This is a genomic window from Humibacter ginsengisoli, assembly GCF_054780095.1.
The window spans coordinates 25,300-39,767 of record NZ_BAAGWZ010000011.1 but is presented as its reverse complement, the minus strand read 5'-3'; the positions used below and the strand labels follow the sequence as shown (position 1 = coordinate 39,767).

General features: G+C 68.0%; 16 protein-coding genes. 13 read left to right on the top strand and 3 right to left on the bottom strand.

The annotated features are described in order from the left end of the window. Positions 1-23: 23 nt before the first annotated feature. Positions 24-323, bottom strand: a complete 300-nt coding sequence (locus ACYVI5_RS14475; RefSeq protein ID WP_460580821.1) for a DUF4229 domain-containing protein — start codon at positions 321-323, stop codon at positions 24-26. A gap of 115 nt (positions 324-438) precedes the next feature. Here ACYVI5_RS14475 and ACYVI5_RS14470 point away from each other — a divergent pair, with 115 nt between their 5' ends. Together ACYVI5_RS14470 and menD are read left to right on the top strand one after the other, a co-directional pair. Continuing rightward, complete coding sequence (locus tag ACYVI5_RS14470; RefSeq protein WP_460580820.1) at positions 439-801, top strand: PLDc N-terminal domain-containing protein; 363 nt, start codon at positions 439-441, stop codon at positions 799-801. Positions 802-835: 34 nt separating this feature from the next. Next, complete coding sequence (menD, locus tag ACYVI5_RS14465) at positions 836-2,611, top strand: 2-succinyl-5-enolpyruvyl-6-hydroxy-3-cyclohexene-1-carboxylic-acid synthase (RefSeq protein ID WP_460580819.1); 1,776 nt, start codon at positions 836-838, stop codon at positions 2,609-2,611. A 2-nt stretch (positions 2,612-2,613) separates the two neighbouring features. Here the strand turns inward: menD and ACYVI5_RS14460 are convergent, their stop codons facing one another. After that, positions 2,614-3,861 carry an isochorismate synthase gene (locus ACYVI5_RS14460; RefSeq protein ID WP_460580818.1) on the bottom strand — a complete coding sequence of 416 codons (1,248 nt, stop codon included), beginning with the start codon at positions 3,859-3,861 and terminating at the stop codon, positions 2,614-2,616. A gap of 136 nt (positions 3,862-3,997) precedes the next feature. Between ACYVI5_RS14460 and ACYVI5_RS14455 the strand changes: the two genes are divergently transcribed. The 8 genes from ACYVI5_RS14455 to ACYVI5_RS14420 all read left to right on the top strand — a co-directional run bounded on the left by ACYVI5_RS14455 (position 3,998) and on the right by ACYVI5_RS14420 (position 10,711). Further along, positions 3,998-4,717, top strand: a complete 720-nt coding sequence (locus ACYVI5_RS14455; RefSeq protein ID WP_460580817.1) for a class I SAM-dependent methyltransferase — start codon at positions 3,998-4,000, stop codon at positions 4,715-4,717. After that, positions 4,717-5,778, top strand: a complete 1,062-nt coding sequence (locus ACYVI5_RS14450; protein ID WP_460580816.1) for a polyprenyl synthetase family protein — start codon at positions 4,717-4,719, stop codon at positions 5,776-5,778. The genes ACYVI5_RS14455 and ACYVI5_RS14450 overlap by 1 nt, the downstream gene beginning before the upstream one ends. Positions 5,779-5,873: 95 nt before the next feature. Beyond that, complete coding sequence (locus ACYVI5_RS14445) at positions 5,874-7,238, top strand: ferredoxin--NADP reductase domain-containing protein (protein WP_460580815.1); 1,365 nt, start codon at positions 5,874-5,876, stop codon at positions 7,236-7,238. A 277-nt stretch (positions 7,239-7,515) separates the two neighbouring features. Then, positions 7,516-8,112, top strand: coding sequence for a SipW-dependent-type signal peptide-containing protein (locus ACYVI5_RS14440; RefSeq protein WP_460580814.1), 597 nt, complete (start codon positions 7,516-7,518; stop codon positions 8,110-8,112). A gap of 62 nt (positions 8,113-8,174) precedes the next feature. After that, a complete protein-coding gene (locus tag ACYVI5_RS14435) occupies positions 8,175-8,717 on the top strand; it encodes a S24/S26 family peptidase (RefSeq protein WP_460580813.1) in 543 nt (180 codons plus the stop codon). A gap of 3 nt (positions 8,718-8,720) precedes the next feature. Continuing rightward, on the top strand, positions 8,721-9,455 hold the full coding sequence (locus ACYVI5_RS14430; RefSeq protein ID WP_460580812.1) for an LPXTG cell wall anchor domain-containing protein: 735 nt from the start codon (positions 8,721-8,723) through the stop codon (positions 9,453-9,455). Beyond that, a complete protein-coding gene (locus ACYVI5_RS14425; RefSeq protein WP_460580811.1) occupies positions 9,448-9,978 on the top strand; it encodes a hypothetical protein in 531 nt (176 codons plus the stop codon). Before ACYVI5_RS14430 ends, ACYVI5_RS14425 begins: the two co-directional genes overlap by 8 nt. 49 nt (positions 9,979-10,027) lie before the next feature. Next, positions 10,028-10,711 (top strand): A24 family peptidase, encoded by a 684-nt coding sequence (locus ACYVI5_RS14420; protein ID WP_460580810.1) that lies wholly within the window; start codon positions 10,028-10,030, stop codon positions 10,709-10,711. 28 nt (positions 10,712-10,739) lie between these two features. On the opposite strand, the gene ACYVI5_RS14415 is transcribed toward ACYVI5_RS14420, so the two are convergent. Further along, positions 10,740-12,320 (bottom strand): hypothetical protein, encoded by a 1,581-nt coding sequence (locus tag ACYVI5_RS14415; RefSeq protein ID WP_460580809.1) that lies wholly within the window; start codon positions 12,318-12,320, stop codon positions 10,740-10,742. A 246-nt stretch (positions 12,321-12,566) separates the two neighbouring features. Between ACYVI5_RS14415 and ACYVI5_RS14410 the strand changes: the two genes are divergently transcribed. The 3 genes from ACYVI5_RS14410 (at position 12,567) to ACYVI5_RS14400 (ending at position 14,404) form a co-directional block, all read left to right on the top strand. Then, a complete protein-coding gene (locus ACYVI5_RS14410; RefSeq protein ID WP_460580808.1) occupies positions 12,567-12,746 on the top strand; it encodes a Flp family type IVb pilin in 180 nt (59 codons plus the stop codon). A 138-nt stretch (positions 12,747-12,884) separates the two neighbouring features. Next, positions 12,885-13,436, top strand: a complete 552-nt coding sequence (locus tag ACYVI5_RS14405; RefSeq protein WP_460580807.1) for a TadE/TadG family type IV pilus assembly protein — start codon at positions 12,885-12,887, stop codon at positions 13,434-13,436. Next, positions 13,424-14,404 carry a TadE/TadG family type IV pilus assembly protein gene (locus ACYVI5_RS14400; RefSeq protein ID WP_460580806.1) on the top strand — a complete coding sequence of 327 codons (981 nt, stop codon included), beginning with the start codon at positions 13,424-13,426 and terminating at the stop codon, positions 14,402-14,404. Before ACYVI5_RS14405 ends, ACYVI5_RS14400 begins: the two co-directional genes overlap by 13 nt. Positions 14,405-14,468: the final 64 nt, after the last annotated feature.

The following is a 14,468-nucleotide window of genomic DNA, read 5'->3' as shown; positions in this document are numbered from 1 at the left end:
ATCCCTCCGCATCCGCTGGCAGGTCAGTTCCGCTTGCGCGGGGCGTCCTCGGCTGCGTCGACCGCGGCGTCTTCGACCTCGTCATCGGCGCTGGGCTTCGCCAGGCGCCGATCCCGCTTTCCAACGGTGGCGAGTTGCCCGGCGACGGCTTGCCGAGGGCCGCGCAGAAAGAGGTACGACAGGCAGAAGCCGATGACGACGGCGGCCACCGCCGAGATGTACCAGAGGTCGATCGGCAGCAGGAGAAGCAGCACCGCCAGCGGAACGGCGACGAACAGGAGCCGCAGCACGGTGTAGGTCAGCCATGCCGGAATGTGTTTCACCGTTCAAGTGTAGGGATCGTCGCACAGTGAACGCCCTGGGAGCCCGCGGGCGCCCCCTCCTTCTCGGCGGGACCTCTCAGGGTCGCCGCCGAGGCGCGCGGGTTAACATGGCCACATGATTCGCGTATGGCTCATCGTCGGAGTCATCGCCGCGTTGTTCTACATCTATTCGATCGTGGATTGCGCGATGGCTGAGCGGGAGCGTGTGCGCGGAGTGCCGAAGGCGGCATGGATTGTGATCGTCGTCGTGTTCGCCGTGATCGGCGGCGTGCTGTGGTTCGCGGTCGGCCGCCCGCGGCGCGGGAACGCCGGACGCGTGCGCACGATCGCGCCCGACGACGACCCCGAGTTCCTCAGGAACCTGGAGCGCGACCGTCGCCAGCAGGAACGCATCCGCCGCCTGGAGCAGGAGCTCTCCGACCTCGACGACACGCCGAAGAAGAAGTCCGGCGACACCGACGGCCGCCGGGATGCCTGAGCCCGCGGATCGCCGCGGGTCCCAGCCCCAGGGCATGACTTCGCTCGCGCCTGAGGGCATCGTGGAGCAAGCGCTGCCGCGCACAGGCAATCCCGCCACCGATGCCGCGCTCGTCCTGCTGACCCAGCTCGTGCGCGAGGGGCTCAGGCACATCGTGCTCAGCCCGGGCTCGCGGTCACAGGCGCTCGCGCTGGTCGCCGCCGAGCTGGAACGCGTCGATGCGGTCGAACTGCACGTGCGCATCGACGAGCGGGTGAGTGGATTCCTCGCCCTGGGCATCGCAGCCGAGACGGGGCATCCGGCAGCGATCGTCACCACCAGTGGCACGGCCACAGCGAATCTGCTTCCCGCCGTTCTCGAAGCTCATCACTCCAATCTGCCCATGCTCGTGCTCACGGCGGACCGCCCGAGCGAACTGCGCGGCATCCGCTCGAACCAGACGACGGTGCAGGCAGGCATGTACGGCGCTGCCGTGCGTCGCGCGCTCGACGTGGGCGCACCGACCGGTGCCGCTGGCGAGACGGATGCCTACGCGCACCTCGCCCGCCAGGCGTGGTCGGCGGCGCTGGATGAGACCGGGCCGGTGCACCTGAACCTCGCGTTCCGAGAGCCGCTGTCCGCGGCCGTGCCCGACCTCTCTGCCTTCGCGTCCGAGTTGCGCAGTGAGGGCGAGGGCGTCGAGCCGCCGAGCGACCCGCGTCCCCACCCCGCCGCCCTCGGCCGCCCGCACCTCACGCTGCCCGAGGGTCCTCGCACCATCGTGATCGCAGGCAACGCCGCTGGCCCCGCCGCCGAAGAGCTGGCACGCGCGGGCGGCTGGCCGCTGATCGCGGAGGCGTCGAGCGGGTCCCGCTTCGGTCCGAACCTCGTCGTGGCCTACCGCCGCCTGCTGCGCGACCCCGAGTTCGGCGGGCGGGTGCAGCGAGCTGTCGTGTTCGGACATCCGACGCTCAGCCGCGAGGTGCCGGCGATCCTGAAGCGCGACGAGCTGGAGGTCGTCGTGGTCGCACCCGTCGGCGAGGAGGTGTACGACCCGGCGCGATCGGCGCGCATTGCGGCATCCGCCGAGGCAGCCTCGGCCGGCGAGGATGCCCGCGCCTGGGTCGGGCGGTGGGTGTTCGCGAGCCGCGCGCTGCTCGAGGAGGATGCTCAGGCATCCGCCGATCACGTCGCTCCCGACGTCGAAGCCGGCCGTTCGCACTCGCCGGAGCAACGGCTCGCGTTCGCCAAGACGGAACTGGCCGCGGTGCGCGCACCCGTCACCCGGCGGATGCTCGTCGAGGCGCTGTGGCGGTTCACCTGGCCGCACGATCGGCTCGTGCTCGGCGCTTCGCGCTTGATCCGCGATCTGGATGCCGTCGTGCCCGGCAAGAAGATCCGCGTGCATGCCAACCGGGGGCTGGCTGGAATCGACGGCACGATCGCGACCGCGCTCGGCATGGCGCTGGCCGCCGAGCGGGCGAGCGGCGGGCAGGCGACAGGTGCGACCCGGGTGCTGCTCGGCGATCTGGCGCTGCTGCACGATGTCGGATCGCTGCTGTTCGGCGATGGGGAACGGCGCCCCACCGTGCAGGTCGTCGTCGGCAACGACGGCGGTGGCACCATCTTCGACTCCCTCGAGGTCGCCGCGACCGCTCCCGCCGACGCGATGCGGCGCGTGCTCACGACCCCGCAGCCTGTCAGCGTGGCAGCGCTTGCCGAGGCATACGGTTGGGGCTATCGACTGGTGCAGACCCGCGGCGAACTCGATCAGGCGCTGTCGGCGCCGCCCACGGGAACAAGCATCGTGGAGGTTCCGCTGCCGCGCTGAAGTTACTGGAACGCTTCCGTGATGGGGCGGAACTTCATGCTCGTCTCGGCCAGCTCACGTTCCGGAACCGAGTCCGCCATGATGCCGCAACCGGCATATGCGGTGATGTCGCCCGACGGCGCGACCTGCGCGCCACGCAGCGCGATCGCCCACTCGCCGTCGCCGTCTGCGCCGATCCAGCCGACCGGCCCGGCGTAGCGTTCGCGATCGAAGGGCTCGAGCTCGCGGATGAGCCGCAGCGCCGCATCCGTCGGTGTTCCCGCTACCGCGGCGGTCGGATGCAACGCCGCCACGAGATCGAGCGCACCGGAGCCGTCGCTGAGCGTGCCGGAGACGTCCGTGGCGAGATGCCAGAGGTTCGGGAGCTTCAGTGGGAACGGCTCGCTGCTCGTCTCGAGCGTGGAAGTGTGCGGGGCCAGGGCCTGCGTGACGCTGCGCACGGCGACCGCGTGCTCCTGCACGTCCTTCGCGCTGGCGAGCAGCCCGGTGGCCGAGTCGTGGTCCGATTCCGCGTCGCGCCCGCGACCGCTGGTGCCGGCCAGCACCCGGGCGTCGAGCGTGCCGTGGTGCACCCGCACCAGGGTCTCGGGGCTCGAACCGAGCATGCCGTCGACGGCATATGTCCAGCATTGCGGGTAGCCGAGTGCCAGCTCGACGAGGGCGCGGCGCACATCCGACTCGACCGGCAGGTGCGCCCGGATGTCGCGCGCGAGCACGACCTTCTCGACGTCGCCGCGGCGGATGCGCTCGACGGCGATGCCGACCGCGCGCTTGTACGCCTCGCGGGTCAATTCGCCAGGAAGCATGGTGAGCCGGTATTCGGCGCCGAACGGCTGCGGATGAGGCGCCGCGGGCATCGCGTGCTCGTCGGAGTGACGGATGCGCGTGATCCAGGAACGTCCATCCCGTCGCCCGATGATCACCTCGGGCACCACCAGCACGCTGGTCGCCGTGCTGTCGTCGTCGAACGCGAACGTGCCGAACGCGACGAGGCCGGTGCCGGGCATCCGCACAGAATCGCTGACCGACGAGAGCGCCGCGACCTGCTTCCACGCCGCCGACGCCTGCGCGATGCGGTCGGGACCGCGGAACTCGAGTCGCAGCGCCTCGCCGACGCCGGCGATCCCCTCTCCCTTGCGCAGCCACACGAGCGGGGCATGCGAGTCGGTGAAGGGGATGATGTGTCTGACGTCGTCGAGTGGGGTGGTCTCGACCGTCAACGCCTCTACTCGGGTCGCGATTGCGGTCACTGCTCTAGCGTACGTCGGCGCCCTGCGCGCTGGAGCTAGGAGTAAAGGCCCGGTGGGCCTTTGCCGCGACGCCAGCGCCGAGTCAGCTGCGCTGGCTCGGTTAGTGGTGCAACGCCGCACAACTAAGCTTGACCGAGTGAGTAGGGCCGACCTGAGCAAGCAGCCGTCGGACGTCGCGGCGATGTTCGATGAGGTCTCGGTCGGCTACGACCGCATGAACACCGTGTCGACGGTGGGCATCGATGCGCTGTGGCGCATCGCCACCACGCGAGCCGTCGATCCGCGACCCGGACAGCTCGTGCTCGACGTCGCCGCCGGCACCGGAACATCCAGTGCGGCACTCGCCCGATCCGGTGCGCGCGTGGTCGCCGCTGACTTCTCGCCTGGCATGATCGCGGTCGGAGAACGTCGTCACGCAGGCAACCCGAACATCGAATTCGTTCAGGCGGATGCCACTGGGCTGCCGTTCGACGACGACAGCTTCGACGCCGTGACCATCTCGTTCGGGCTGCGGAACATCGTCGATCCGGATGCCGCGCTGCGCGAGTTCTTCCGGGTGACCAAGCCGGGCGGCAGGCTCGTCGTCTGCGAGTTCTCGCGGCCGCCGGCATCCGTGATCCGGGGCGCGTACTACGCCTACCTCGAGTATGGGATGCCCGTGTTCGCACGGCTGGCGTCGTCCAATCCGGTCGCGTACGCCTACCTGATGGAGTCGATCCGGGACTGGCCCGCGCAGCAGGAGCTGGCGCACCGCATCAGCCGCGCGGGCTTCGAGCGCATCGCGTACCGCAACCTCACGTTCGGCATCGTCGCGCTGCACCGCGGCTTCGTGGGCGAGTCGAAGGGTGACCTCTAGTGCCATCGTTGCCGCTCGCGCGCCGCGGGACCACACTGACCAGTCAGCTCGGGCTGAGCGACCGCATCTTCGCCTCCGGCACCGACAAGCGCTTCGCCGCTCGCATCGACGACGGGCTGGAGCTCGTCGAGCAGGGGCTGCGCGAGCAGGTGCGCTACGCGGACGAGATCGCCGACGTCACGGCCCGCTACCTGCTGAACGCCGGCGGCAAGCGGGTGCGGCCGATGCTCACGCTGCTCACCGCGCAGCTCGGCGAGGGCGCCACGCGCGAAGTGATCATCGCCGCTCAGGCGGTCGAGATCACGCACCTCGCGTCGCTCTACCACGACGACGTGATGGACGAGGCGCAGACGAGGCGCGGGGTGCCCAGCGCGCAGCACGTGTGGGGCAACTCGGTGGCTGTGCTCACCGGCGACCTGTTGTTCGCCCGTGCCAGCCAGCTCGTGGCGAGTCTCGGCGAGGGTGCGATCCGGCTGCAGGCCGACACGTTCGAGCGGCTCTGCCTCGGCCAGTTGCACGAGACCATCGGCCCGAACGAGGGTGACGATGCGGTGGAGCACTACATCCAGGTGCTGGCAGACAAGACCGGCTCACTCATCGCCGCCGCCGCACAGATGGGCGTCATGTTCTCCGGCGCGCCCGAGGAGTACATCGCCCCGGTCATGGCCTTCGGCGAGAAGGTCGGGGTCGGCTTCCAGCTCATCGACGACGTCATCGACCTCTCCAGCAAGGGTGACGAGACGGGCAAGACGCCCGGGACCGACCTGCGAGCGGGGGTCGCCACGTTGCCGCTCTTGAAGCTGCGGGCGCTGGCGCAGACGGATGCCGCGGCATCCGCTCTGCTCGAACGTCTCGACACCGAGGTGCTCGGCGCGCCCGAGACGAAGGATGTGGGCGAGGCGGTCGCGGCCCTCCGTGAACATCCGGTGACGCAGGAGACGCTCGACGAGGCGCACCGCTGGGCGCGGGAGGCGGTCGAGGCGATCGCCCCGCTGCCACAGGGCCCGGTGAAACGGGCGCTCACCCGCTTCGCCGATACGATCGTCGAGCGGTCCAGCTAGGGCCACGCGCGCCCTCACCGGAACGGATGCGTCCCATGCACGCCAGCAGCGCCCTCCACGCGGACAAGTTCCGTAAGGCAGAAAAGGAACCCTCCATGACCAAACTCCGCCTGGCGATCGTCGGCGCGGGACCGGCCGGAATCTACGCCGCCGACATCCTGCTGAAGGCGGAGCGCGAGTTCGACGTGTCGATCGACCTGTTCGACCAGCTTCCGGCACCGTACGGCCTGGTGCGCTACGGCGTCGCTCCCGACCATCCGCGCATCAAGGGCATCATCACGGCGCTGCGGGAGGTTTTGGACCGAGGCGACATCCGCATCTTCGGCAACGTGCGGTTCGGCACCGACATCACGCTTGACGACCTCAAGCAGCACTACAACGCCGTCATCTTCGCCACCGGCGCTGTGCGCGATGCAGACCTGAACATCCCGGGGATCGAGCTCGAGGGGTCGTTCGGTGCTGCCGACTTCGTGAGCTGGTACGACGGGCATCCGGACTACCCGCGCACCTGGCCCTTGGACGCCCAGTCGGTCGCCGTGATCGGCAACGGCAACGTGGCTCTGGATGTCTCGCGCATCCTCGCGAAGCACGCCGACGACCTGCTCCCCACCGAGATCCCCGCCAACGTGTACGACGGGCTGAAGGCATCCCCCGTGACCGACGTGCACGTCTTCGGGCGCCGCGGGCCCACCTCGGTGAAGTTCACGCCGCTGGAGCTGCGCGAACTGGGCGAGCTGCGCGACGTCGACATGATCCTGTACGACGAGGACTTCCACTACGACGACCACGACCGCGAGGTGATCGCCGGCAACAAGCAGGTGCTCGTGATCGACCGGGTGCTGCAGCAGTGGCGGCAGCGCGAGGTGGGGCAGGCATCCAGGCGCCTGCACCTGCACTTCTACGCCCGGCCGGTCGCGCTCGTCGACGACGGCAACGGACACGTGTCGGCCATCCGGTATGAGCGCACCGCACCGGACGGTCAGGGGGGCGTCGTCGGCACGGGTGAGCTTCGCGAGGTGCCGGTGCAGGCGGCGTACCGCGCGGTCGGATACTTCGGCTCGCCGCTACCCGGCGTGCCGTTCGACAAGCGGCACGGCGTGATCCCGAACCACGAGGGTCAGGTGCTGCACGCGAAGGACAACACCCAGTTCTACGGCGTCTATGCCACCGGCTGGATCAAACGTGGACCGGTCGGCCTCATCGGACACACCAAGTCCGACGCGATGGAGACCGTGTCGCACCTCATCAACGACCTCGGCAATTGGTGGACGCCCGTCGACCCGTCCGAGGAGTCGATCGTCGAACTGCTGCGCTCCCGCGGGGTCGAGTTCACGAACCTCGACGGATGGCACAACCTCGACGCGTTCGAGCAGGCGCTCGGCGCCGAGCAGGGCCGCGCCCGCATCAAGGTCGTCCCGCGCGAGGAGATGGTGCGCGTCTCCAACCAGCCCGAGCACTAGTCCGTCACGGCGACCGGCAGCCGGATGTTCACGGTCCGCCGTTAGAGCAGCGCACGCTTCCGCTCGGCGGGGAGGCGGGCTCGGCACCGTGGCGCAGCTGCAGTACGCGGCTCGATGCTGGCGAACGGCGGGTGACTAACGTTCACCACCCGCCGAAGAGGGGTAGAGCCCATCTCTCTACCGTGCTTGACTGGCTCCCGGCCGTATCGGGACGGCCGACGCCGACGGTTCCGGGGACCGGTCGGCGGTCAGAACACCACGGGGGGTGGCGTGGACCATGGCTGTCGCGCGTAATCGTAAGGGGATCATTCGGGCGATCCTCGCGGGAGGAATCGTTCTCGGTGTCGGTGCGGCTGTCACGCTTGCCGCCTGGAATGCCTCCGAGTTCGCAACGGGAACGTTCCAGGCAGGCACGTTCACGATCCAGGGCTCGACGGACGGCACCACATATGCGGCGCATCCGGCGGCACCCGGTGCGACATTGGCGTTCAGTACCGGCGTCTCCAACCTGTCGCCGAACGACACCACGTACGCGGCGTACTGGGTGCAGCTTGGCCCTGGAACCACATCGAACGCCACTGTGACCGTGCAGTCGGGCGGAACGACGGGCACCGTCACGAACCTGACTTACAGCATGATCCAGTTGGCGGCCACCGGAACGTGCAACGCGTCCGCCACCGGCACGACGCTGGTCACGGCGGGAACCGCGGTAGGCACGGTGCCGGCCTCTGTCACTTTCCCGCTGACGGCCGGTAGCCCCACCACGCAGGCCGGCACCGCTGTGCAGGTGTGCATCGTCGTCACGGCCGGATCGGGACTGCAACAGGGTCAGACCGGGGCGGCCACGTGGCAGTTCGCGGCCCAGTCGAGTTGACGATCGCGGCTGATCGAACGAGTTCGCAGCGACCGTCGGGCACTGCACGTGCCGTCGCCGCGGTGCGCAGCACTCTGCTGAACATCGCGGCCGTTCTCGGGTCGCTGTGCATCGTGCTGGTCGTGCTCGCGCTCGTCTTCAACATCAGCCTGATCATGTTCAAGACCGGTTCGATGGCGCCGCAGATCCCGACCGGATCCCTCGCCGTCGTGAAGCAGATACCGGCACACGATGCCCGGGTCGGCCAGGTTGTCACGGTGACGCGGCCGCGCGAGCTCCCGATCACACACCGCGTGGTCGGCTCGCGTCCAGGACCGGATGGCACGACCGAGCTGCTTCTCAAGGGCGACGCGAACCGCGAGCCCGACGCAGAGCCCTACGACGTGCGCACGGTGAAGCTCGTGCTGTGGTCGGTGCCGGGGCTCGCCTACGTGGTGGTGTGGCTCGGCGATCCGTTCGTGCTCGGCGGCATCACGATCGCCGTCGCGGCGCTCATCGTGTGGGTCCTCTGGCCGCGTGACGACAAACGCGACGCCGCGCTCGGTGAGGCCGACGAATCCGCGCTCGGTGACGCCCTCGAGGATGGCCAGGCGGAAGGTAAGTGAACCGTGGAGACCGCGAGCATCGGAGAGGGTCGCGAGCCGGATGCGCCCGCGCGTGAACGGAGAGCACGGTTCAGTGCCCTCGGTTCCGCCGTGTACGGCACCGTGCTGGCCGCGGCGATCGTCGTCGCTGTCGTGGGGCTCGGGCTGCTCCGACCAGACCCTGCCATCGGTGTATCCGTCGCTGCAGACATCCCGCCGCTGGTGCTCACGAGCGACCCGCCCGGCACGGTCCACACACTTACGCCCGGCGAGACCACGCTGTGGAACGTCGGCGTGACCCTGCACCGGATGCCCGCGAGCAGACTCGTCGGCATCCTCACCGCTGCCGGCGGGCTGGCTTCGGGCGAGGCGAACGTCACCACCGACGTTGAGTTGCGAGGTTGCACCACCGCATGGGAGGGGACGGCCTGCACGGGAACGGAGCGGGTCATCCTGCCCCCCACAGCGACGGATGCCTTGACCGGAGCGGCTGACACGCTGACCGAACCGTCGCAACCCATTCCGGCGAACGTGTGGGTGCAGGCGAGGGTCACGCCGGCGGTGGACGCACCGGAGGAAACCTCAGGGGAGCTGCAGCTGCGTCTCACCGTGGATGCCTCGGGAGCGGATGCCACCGGCGGCGGTGATCTCGCGGCCACCGGCGGTCAGCCGCCGATGGGTGCTGCACTTCTGGGTGTCGCAGCCGTGGCAGGCGGCTTCGCCATCGTGGGCCTAGCGCGAAGGCGACGTCATGGCTGAGCGGAATTGGGTGTCGCGCGTCGCCGCCGCGTGCGTCGTGCTCGTCGCGATGTTCGCCGGCGTGGCCGTGCAGCCGGCGCCGACGGACGCGAGCTGGCGGGCATCCGAGTATGCGAGCGCAACCTTCACCGCCATGACGCTGCAGCAACCCAAGATCACCGGATGCACGTATGCCACAGGGGCGCTCGGCCTTGCTCCCGTCGTGACAGTGACGTGGTCGTTCCCTTCTGCGACGCCGCCATACACGATGCCGAGCAATGCGGGCTTCGCGTCGGCGACCGGTACAGTGCCCGCGACCTCGCTGAACGGCCTCGCGACGGGAACGGGTGTGAGCACCACTCCGTTCAGCGGTGCCGCGACGTCGTACACCACGACGATGACGCTTCCGTTGCTGAGCGGCACCCTCTCGGCGAGCTACACCATCGGCATCCGCACTGCTTGGAAGGGCTGGACGTCGCCGTACGCGAGCGCCGTGGCGTCGAGCACGCTTGCGGGTCTCAACCCGACCTGCGCAATCCGCTGACCTGGTTGGACGCGTGGTCCAGTGCCCGGGCCGGCACTACGCTCGGCTCATGCCCTTGTCGCTGCCGGTCCTCGTGCTGGCGTCGGTCGTCGCGGCGGCCGGGGGTGCGGCGCTCGGCTGGTGGCCGCTCACCACGTGGGTGCGACGCGAGCTGCGGTCGAGCCGAGCTTCTCCGAGGGGCATGCGCCTGGCATCCGCGATCAGCACCGGCCTGCTCTGGGGAGTGCTGGTCGGGCTCTTCCTCGCCAGCGTGGTCACCGCGGTCGTCCCGGCACTACTCGCCTTCGCCGCCTGCGGCACCGTGCTGGCCATTATCGACGTTGCTGAGCAGCGCCTGCCGAACCGGGTGTTGTTGTGGACGACCGGTGCCGTCGCGGCGCTGCTGGTCGGGGCTTCCGCTGTGGCGGCCGCATGGACGCCGCTGCTCGTCGCCCTGCTCGGCGCCGGCGGGATGTTCGCTCTCTACCTGGTGATCGCGCTGCTCGCGCCACGATCGTTCGGCATGGGCGATGTGAAGCTGGCCGTGCCGATCGGCATGCTCCTCGGCTGGTTCGGACTGGATGCCTGGCTCATCGGAGTCGTGCTGGGCGTCGTCGTGGGTGGAGTGTTCGCCTGCGTCTCGCTGATACGTCGCACGCGTAGGGGAGAAGGCATACGGAACGGGACGATCTCGTACGGGCCGGCGATGCTCACCGGGGCGGTGCTGGCACTGATCTGGGTGGGATCGAGCTAGGCGGTGAGGCTCTGGCTGAAGGCGACAGTCATCGTGTAGGCAGCCAGAGAGCGAGACGGCCCGCTGACGCCACATGCTGCCACACACCCGAGCGATCCAATGCGGCGGCAACAGGCGACGGGGCGCCGTCGTCGGTGGTGGTGGGCAGGATGATGCACGTCGTCCCCTTGGGGATCGGAGCATGACCGGCACCGATGCGCTGGAATTGAACGAGGTGAGCATGTCCGTAGAAGTCAGCACGCCCGTCGATCCATACCTTCACGTCCGGACGGTCCAGGAGGACCGGTCCGGCGGTTCCTGGCTCCGAGAACAATTGGCATCCAGCGGGTAGCTGCCGCGCGAGCATGACTTCGACAGGGACGACGCTTGTCGCGACGCTGGTGGCGGCCAGCGGAATCATCACGATCATCGCGGCGACCAGCGCGTGCGAGAAGGCTCTACCCGTGGTGTAGATCCGCAGGCGTGAGCTCGGCTCGGGATGTTCGCGCACGATGCGCCTCCGAAGCCGCCCGACCACGTCGGTCGACGCGACTGCCAGGGCCGGAAGAGCCAGGAAGAGCCCGGGAAAGACGAAACGTGCGGCGGTGAGTCCCGCCAGTGAAAAGGGAACCGACATGACGCTGAGCGCGATCAGGGCCACATCGCCCGGAAGCACCGCACCACGGCGGCGAATCCTCATCACGAGGGTCACACACGACAGCACTGAAACGGTCAGACCGATCAGCATCACCACGACGAGTGCGGGTGAACCCTTGGCCATAGCGACCGGGAGCGACCACCACTCCGTGATGATCCCTTGACATGCGGCGGCCACTGCCTCGGAACGTGCGACCGTGAGAGCGATGCCGTACGGCGAACAGACGCAGCCGAGGAAGAGTCCGCCGGCAGCAGCCGCGGCCATCCCGAGACGTGTTCGACGCGGTAGGCCAGGGGCGAAGCACCACGCGACGGTCCACGAAAGGGCGACGAGTGCAGACACGGGCATGAACGAGAGATGAACCCAGTTGCCGATGAGTGAGAGCGCAAAGCCGGCTGCTCCTGCGCCGACGGCCGCAGTGCGAGCCCGCTGCCGTCGCGCCCGGCCAGACCACCAACCCGCGAACAGCGACGATGCGCCGAGCAGCACCATCACCGCGACCGTCGCTCGACCGGAGAGCGAGCTGGAGCCCACGAGTGCCAAGGGCGCGACCACCACAAGGGTGGGCAGCGCTCGGGCACCGGCATGGCGGGCGACGACGAGCAACACGGTGATGAGGGTGCCGCAGGTGAGGATCGCCACAATGGCGAGCCCCCACCATCCCGACGAGTTCCATCCGAGTGCGAGCAGGATGTTCCATGCCGGCGAGTTGGGATACCAGATCCCCGTGGCGGACCAACTCCAGGTGTCGGCGCGTGCGATCGGGATTCCCACGAGGTTCTCCAGACCGGCCCGGGTCTCCCAGAACGTGTCGCGTTCGATCGAGCCCGAGAAGAGAGCCCCGACCTCGACCCACGCCACGAGCACGACCACTGCCCAGCGCGAGCGTTCGGACGTGAACAGCGCGCGCAATCGCTCCGCCGCTTCCCGTCGAACCGCTTTCGGCACTGATGTCGCGGTCGGTGCGGTCATGAGTGTTCGTCCTGTGAATATCGATGTCGGGCCAGCAAACCGCGTGGCCGTAATATCCCGCAATCCCCCATAGGGGTGGAGGGGCGCACTACAAAGAAATACCCCTCGTGGGGGTAGAAAAGCCGCACCCCCTCAAGAATGGGGATTCTTTGTGCCGACGCATCATGGGTATTTTCAATTTGCCCTCCCGGGCTTGTTCATCATGTTCATTCGGGGAATTCGATCAGACATCCGGAGGAGAATCCCATGCTCAAGGCACTTACGTTCGTCCACACCTACTTCAACTCGCTTCGAAGCGAAGAAGCCGGCAATGCCGCAGAATACGGCCTCATCATCGCGTTGATCGCCGTCGTGATCATCGGAGGCCTCACGGCGCTGGGCCTCGCTCTCGGCGGTGTGTTCAACTCCGTCTCCGGGTCCATCTAGTCCCAGCCGGTAGGTCGGCCCTCGCATCGGATGCGGGCCGCGAGTGATGCTCAGGACTGCATGAGTCCTAATCCGCTTCTTTCGCGCGCGCTATGAGAATTCCTCAACTCGTTACTTCTCGCCGCCATCATCGATTTCATGAATTCGTTCGGCAGGAACGGCGATGGAAAAGTGAGTCCGAGAACGACCGCCGCGTATCGTCTTCGGCTGGCTTTATTCGAGAACACAACTCCGCCTTCGAAGTCTGAAATGGGGTGGTGCATGAGCGTGCGTCGTCGCCTCACGCGACTTTTGCGATGCGAAAGCGGCGCAGAGGCGGTGGAATTCGCCCTCGTTATTCCTGTGATCCTTCTCATTGTTTTCGGTGCCATTGAATTCGGCCGGCTCTACAACGAGCAGATCCAGCTGACGGGTGCGGCAAGGTCGGCCGCGCGAGTGATGGCCATCGACAGCTCGACAGTGATCACCGGTTCAGAGTTGCAGTCCTGGGCACCGGCCCTGAGTCCTACGCTGACGGCCTCGGGCAATCTTGCTCTGAGCTATCTCGACGCAAGCGGCGCTGCCGCCAGTGCCTGTTCGACCGGTGGGACGGTGACGGCGACGCTGAACTACGCAGCGCCGCTGCTGACCAGGCTTTGGGGGCCGACGATGTCACTCAGTGCAAAGGCGGTGATGCCGTGCGGTGGCTGAACGAGCGTCTTCGAGACGAGCAGGGAGCGACCGCGGTGTTCTTCGCGCTGGTCCTCATTCCATTGATCGCGATCGCCGCGATCGCGGTCGACGTCGGCGCGCTGTACGCCAACAAGGCGTACCTCCAGAACAGCGCGGACGCCGCAGTGTTGAAGGTGGCGATCGCCTGCGCGCACGACGAGACGTCGCCATCCTGCGTGAGCCCGGACACCTCGTCCATTGCGGCTGCGAACGACCCGGTGAACGGTGCCGTTGTGAACCCACTGGTGGTGAACACCACGACGAACCTCGTCACGGCGGCGGCGAGTTCCGGCGCGTCGACCCCGTTCGCGGCCCTCCTTCCCGGCGGTACACGTTCCACGATGGTCTCGTCGTCGGGTGCGGCCGAGTGGGGGCCCATCACAGGAGGATCCACTCTCCCCCTCGCAATCGGCCTCTGCGACTATGTGGCGCCGACGACTCCGCCCACGAAGGTCACCATCGACATCAACAACAAGGGCTCCGCGAAGACGTGCGACGGCACAAGTGTGCCGGGTGGGTTCGGATGGCTGGCACAGACCACTCTCAGTCTGTGCGCATCCACGGTGGGCACGGGGAATTGGGTCGATATCACGACGGGGAACAACCCCCCGGGCAACCCGAACGGGGCGTGCAACCCTACGTTCTTCCAGGCGCTCATCGGCACGACCGTCCTTCTCCCGATCATCGGCGCCACCTCGTCAGGCGGCAGCGGCGGAATGTATCAGATCACGACCTTCGCGGAATTCTTCATCACCGGCTACAACTTCCAAGGCGGATTCAGCGAACCCGATAACACGGCACCCGCGCCATCCGGGAACACCTACCTTCAGGGCTACTTCACGGACTACGTCTCCGTCGGTGACGGCGATCAGATCACCCCGACAGCCACCTGCCAGCCCGCCGAGCCCTGTGCGATGGGCGCGCGACTCACGCTCCGCACATCGTGAGAGAGCGACCGCAACGTGACCGCTCCGGCGGACGCGTTACCGATCCAGCGCCATAACTCGCAAC

Coding starts and splice junctions, on each gene's coding strand:
- ACYVI5_RS14470 (WP_460580820.1), top strand. CDS start 439: ATGATTCGCGTATGGCTCATCGTCGGAGTCATCGCCGCGTTGTTCTAC.
- menD (WP_460580819.1), top strand. CDS start 836: ATGACTTCGCTCGCGCCTGAGGGCATCGTGGAGCAAGCGCTGCCGCGC.
- ACYVI5_RS14445 (WP_460580815.1), top strand. CDS start 5,874: ATGACCAAACTCCGCCTGGCGATCGTCGGCGCGGGACCGGCCGGAATC.
- ACYVI5_RS14440 (WP_460580814.1), top strand. CDS start 7,516: ATGGCTGTCGCGCGTAATCGTAAGGGGATCATTCGGGCGATCCTCGCG.
- ACYVI5_RS14425 (WP_460580811.1), top strand. CDS start 9,448: ATGGCTGAGCGGAATTGGGTGTCGCGCGTCGCCGCCGCGTGCGTCGTG.
- ACYVI5_RS14420 (WP_460580810.1), top strand. CDS start 10,028: ATGCCCTTGTCGCTGCCGGTCCTCGTGCTGGCGTCGGTCGTCGCGGCG.
- ACYVI5_RS14415 (WP_460580809.1), bottom strand. CDS start 12,320: ATGACCGCACCGACCGCGACATCAGTGCCGAAAGCGGTTCGACGGGAA.
- ACYVI5_RS14410 (WP_460580808.1), top strand. CDS start 12,567: ATGCTCAAGGCACTTACGTTCGTCCACACCTACTTCAACTCGCTTCGA.
- ACYVI5_RS14405 (WP_460580807.1), top strand. CDS start 12,885: ATGAATTCGTTCGGCAGGAACGGCGATGGAAAAGTGAGTCCGAGAACG.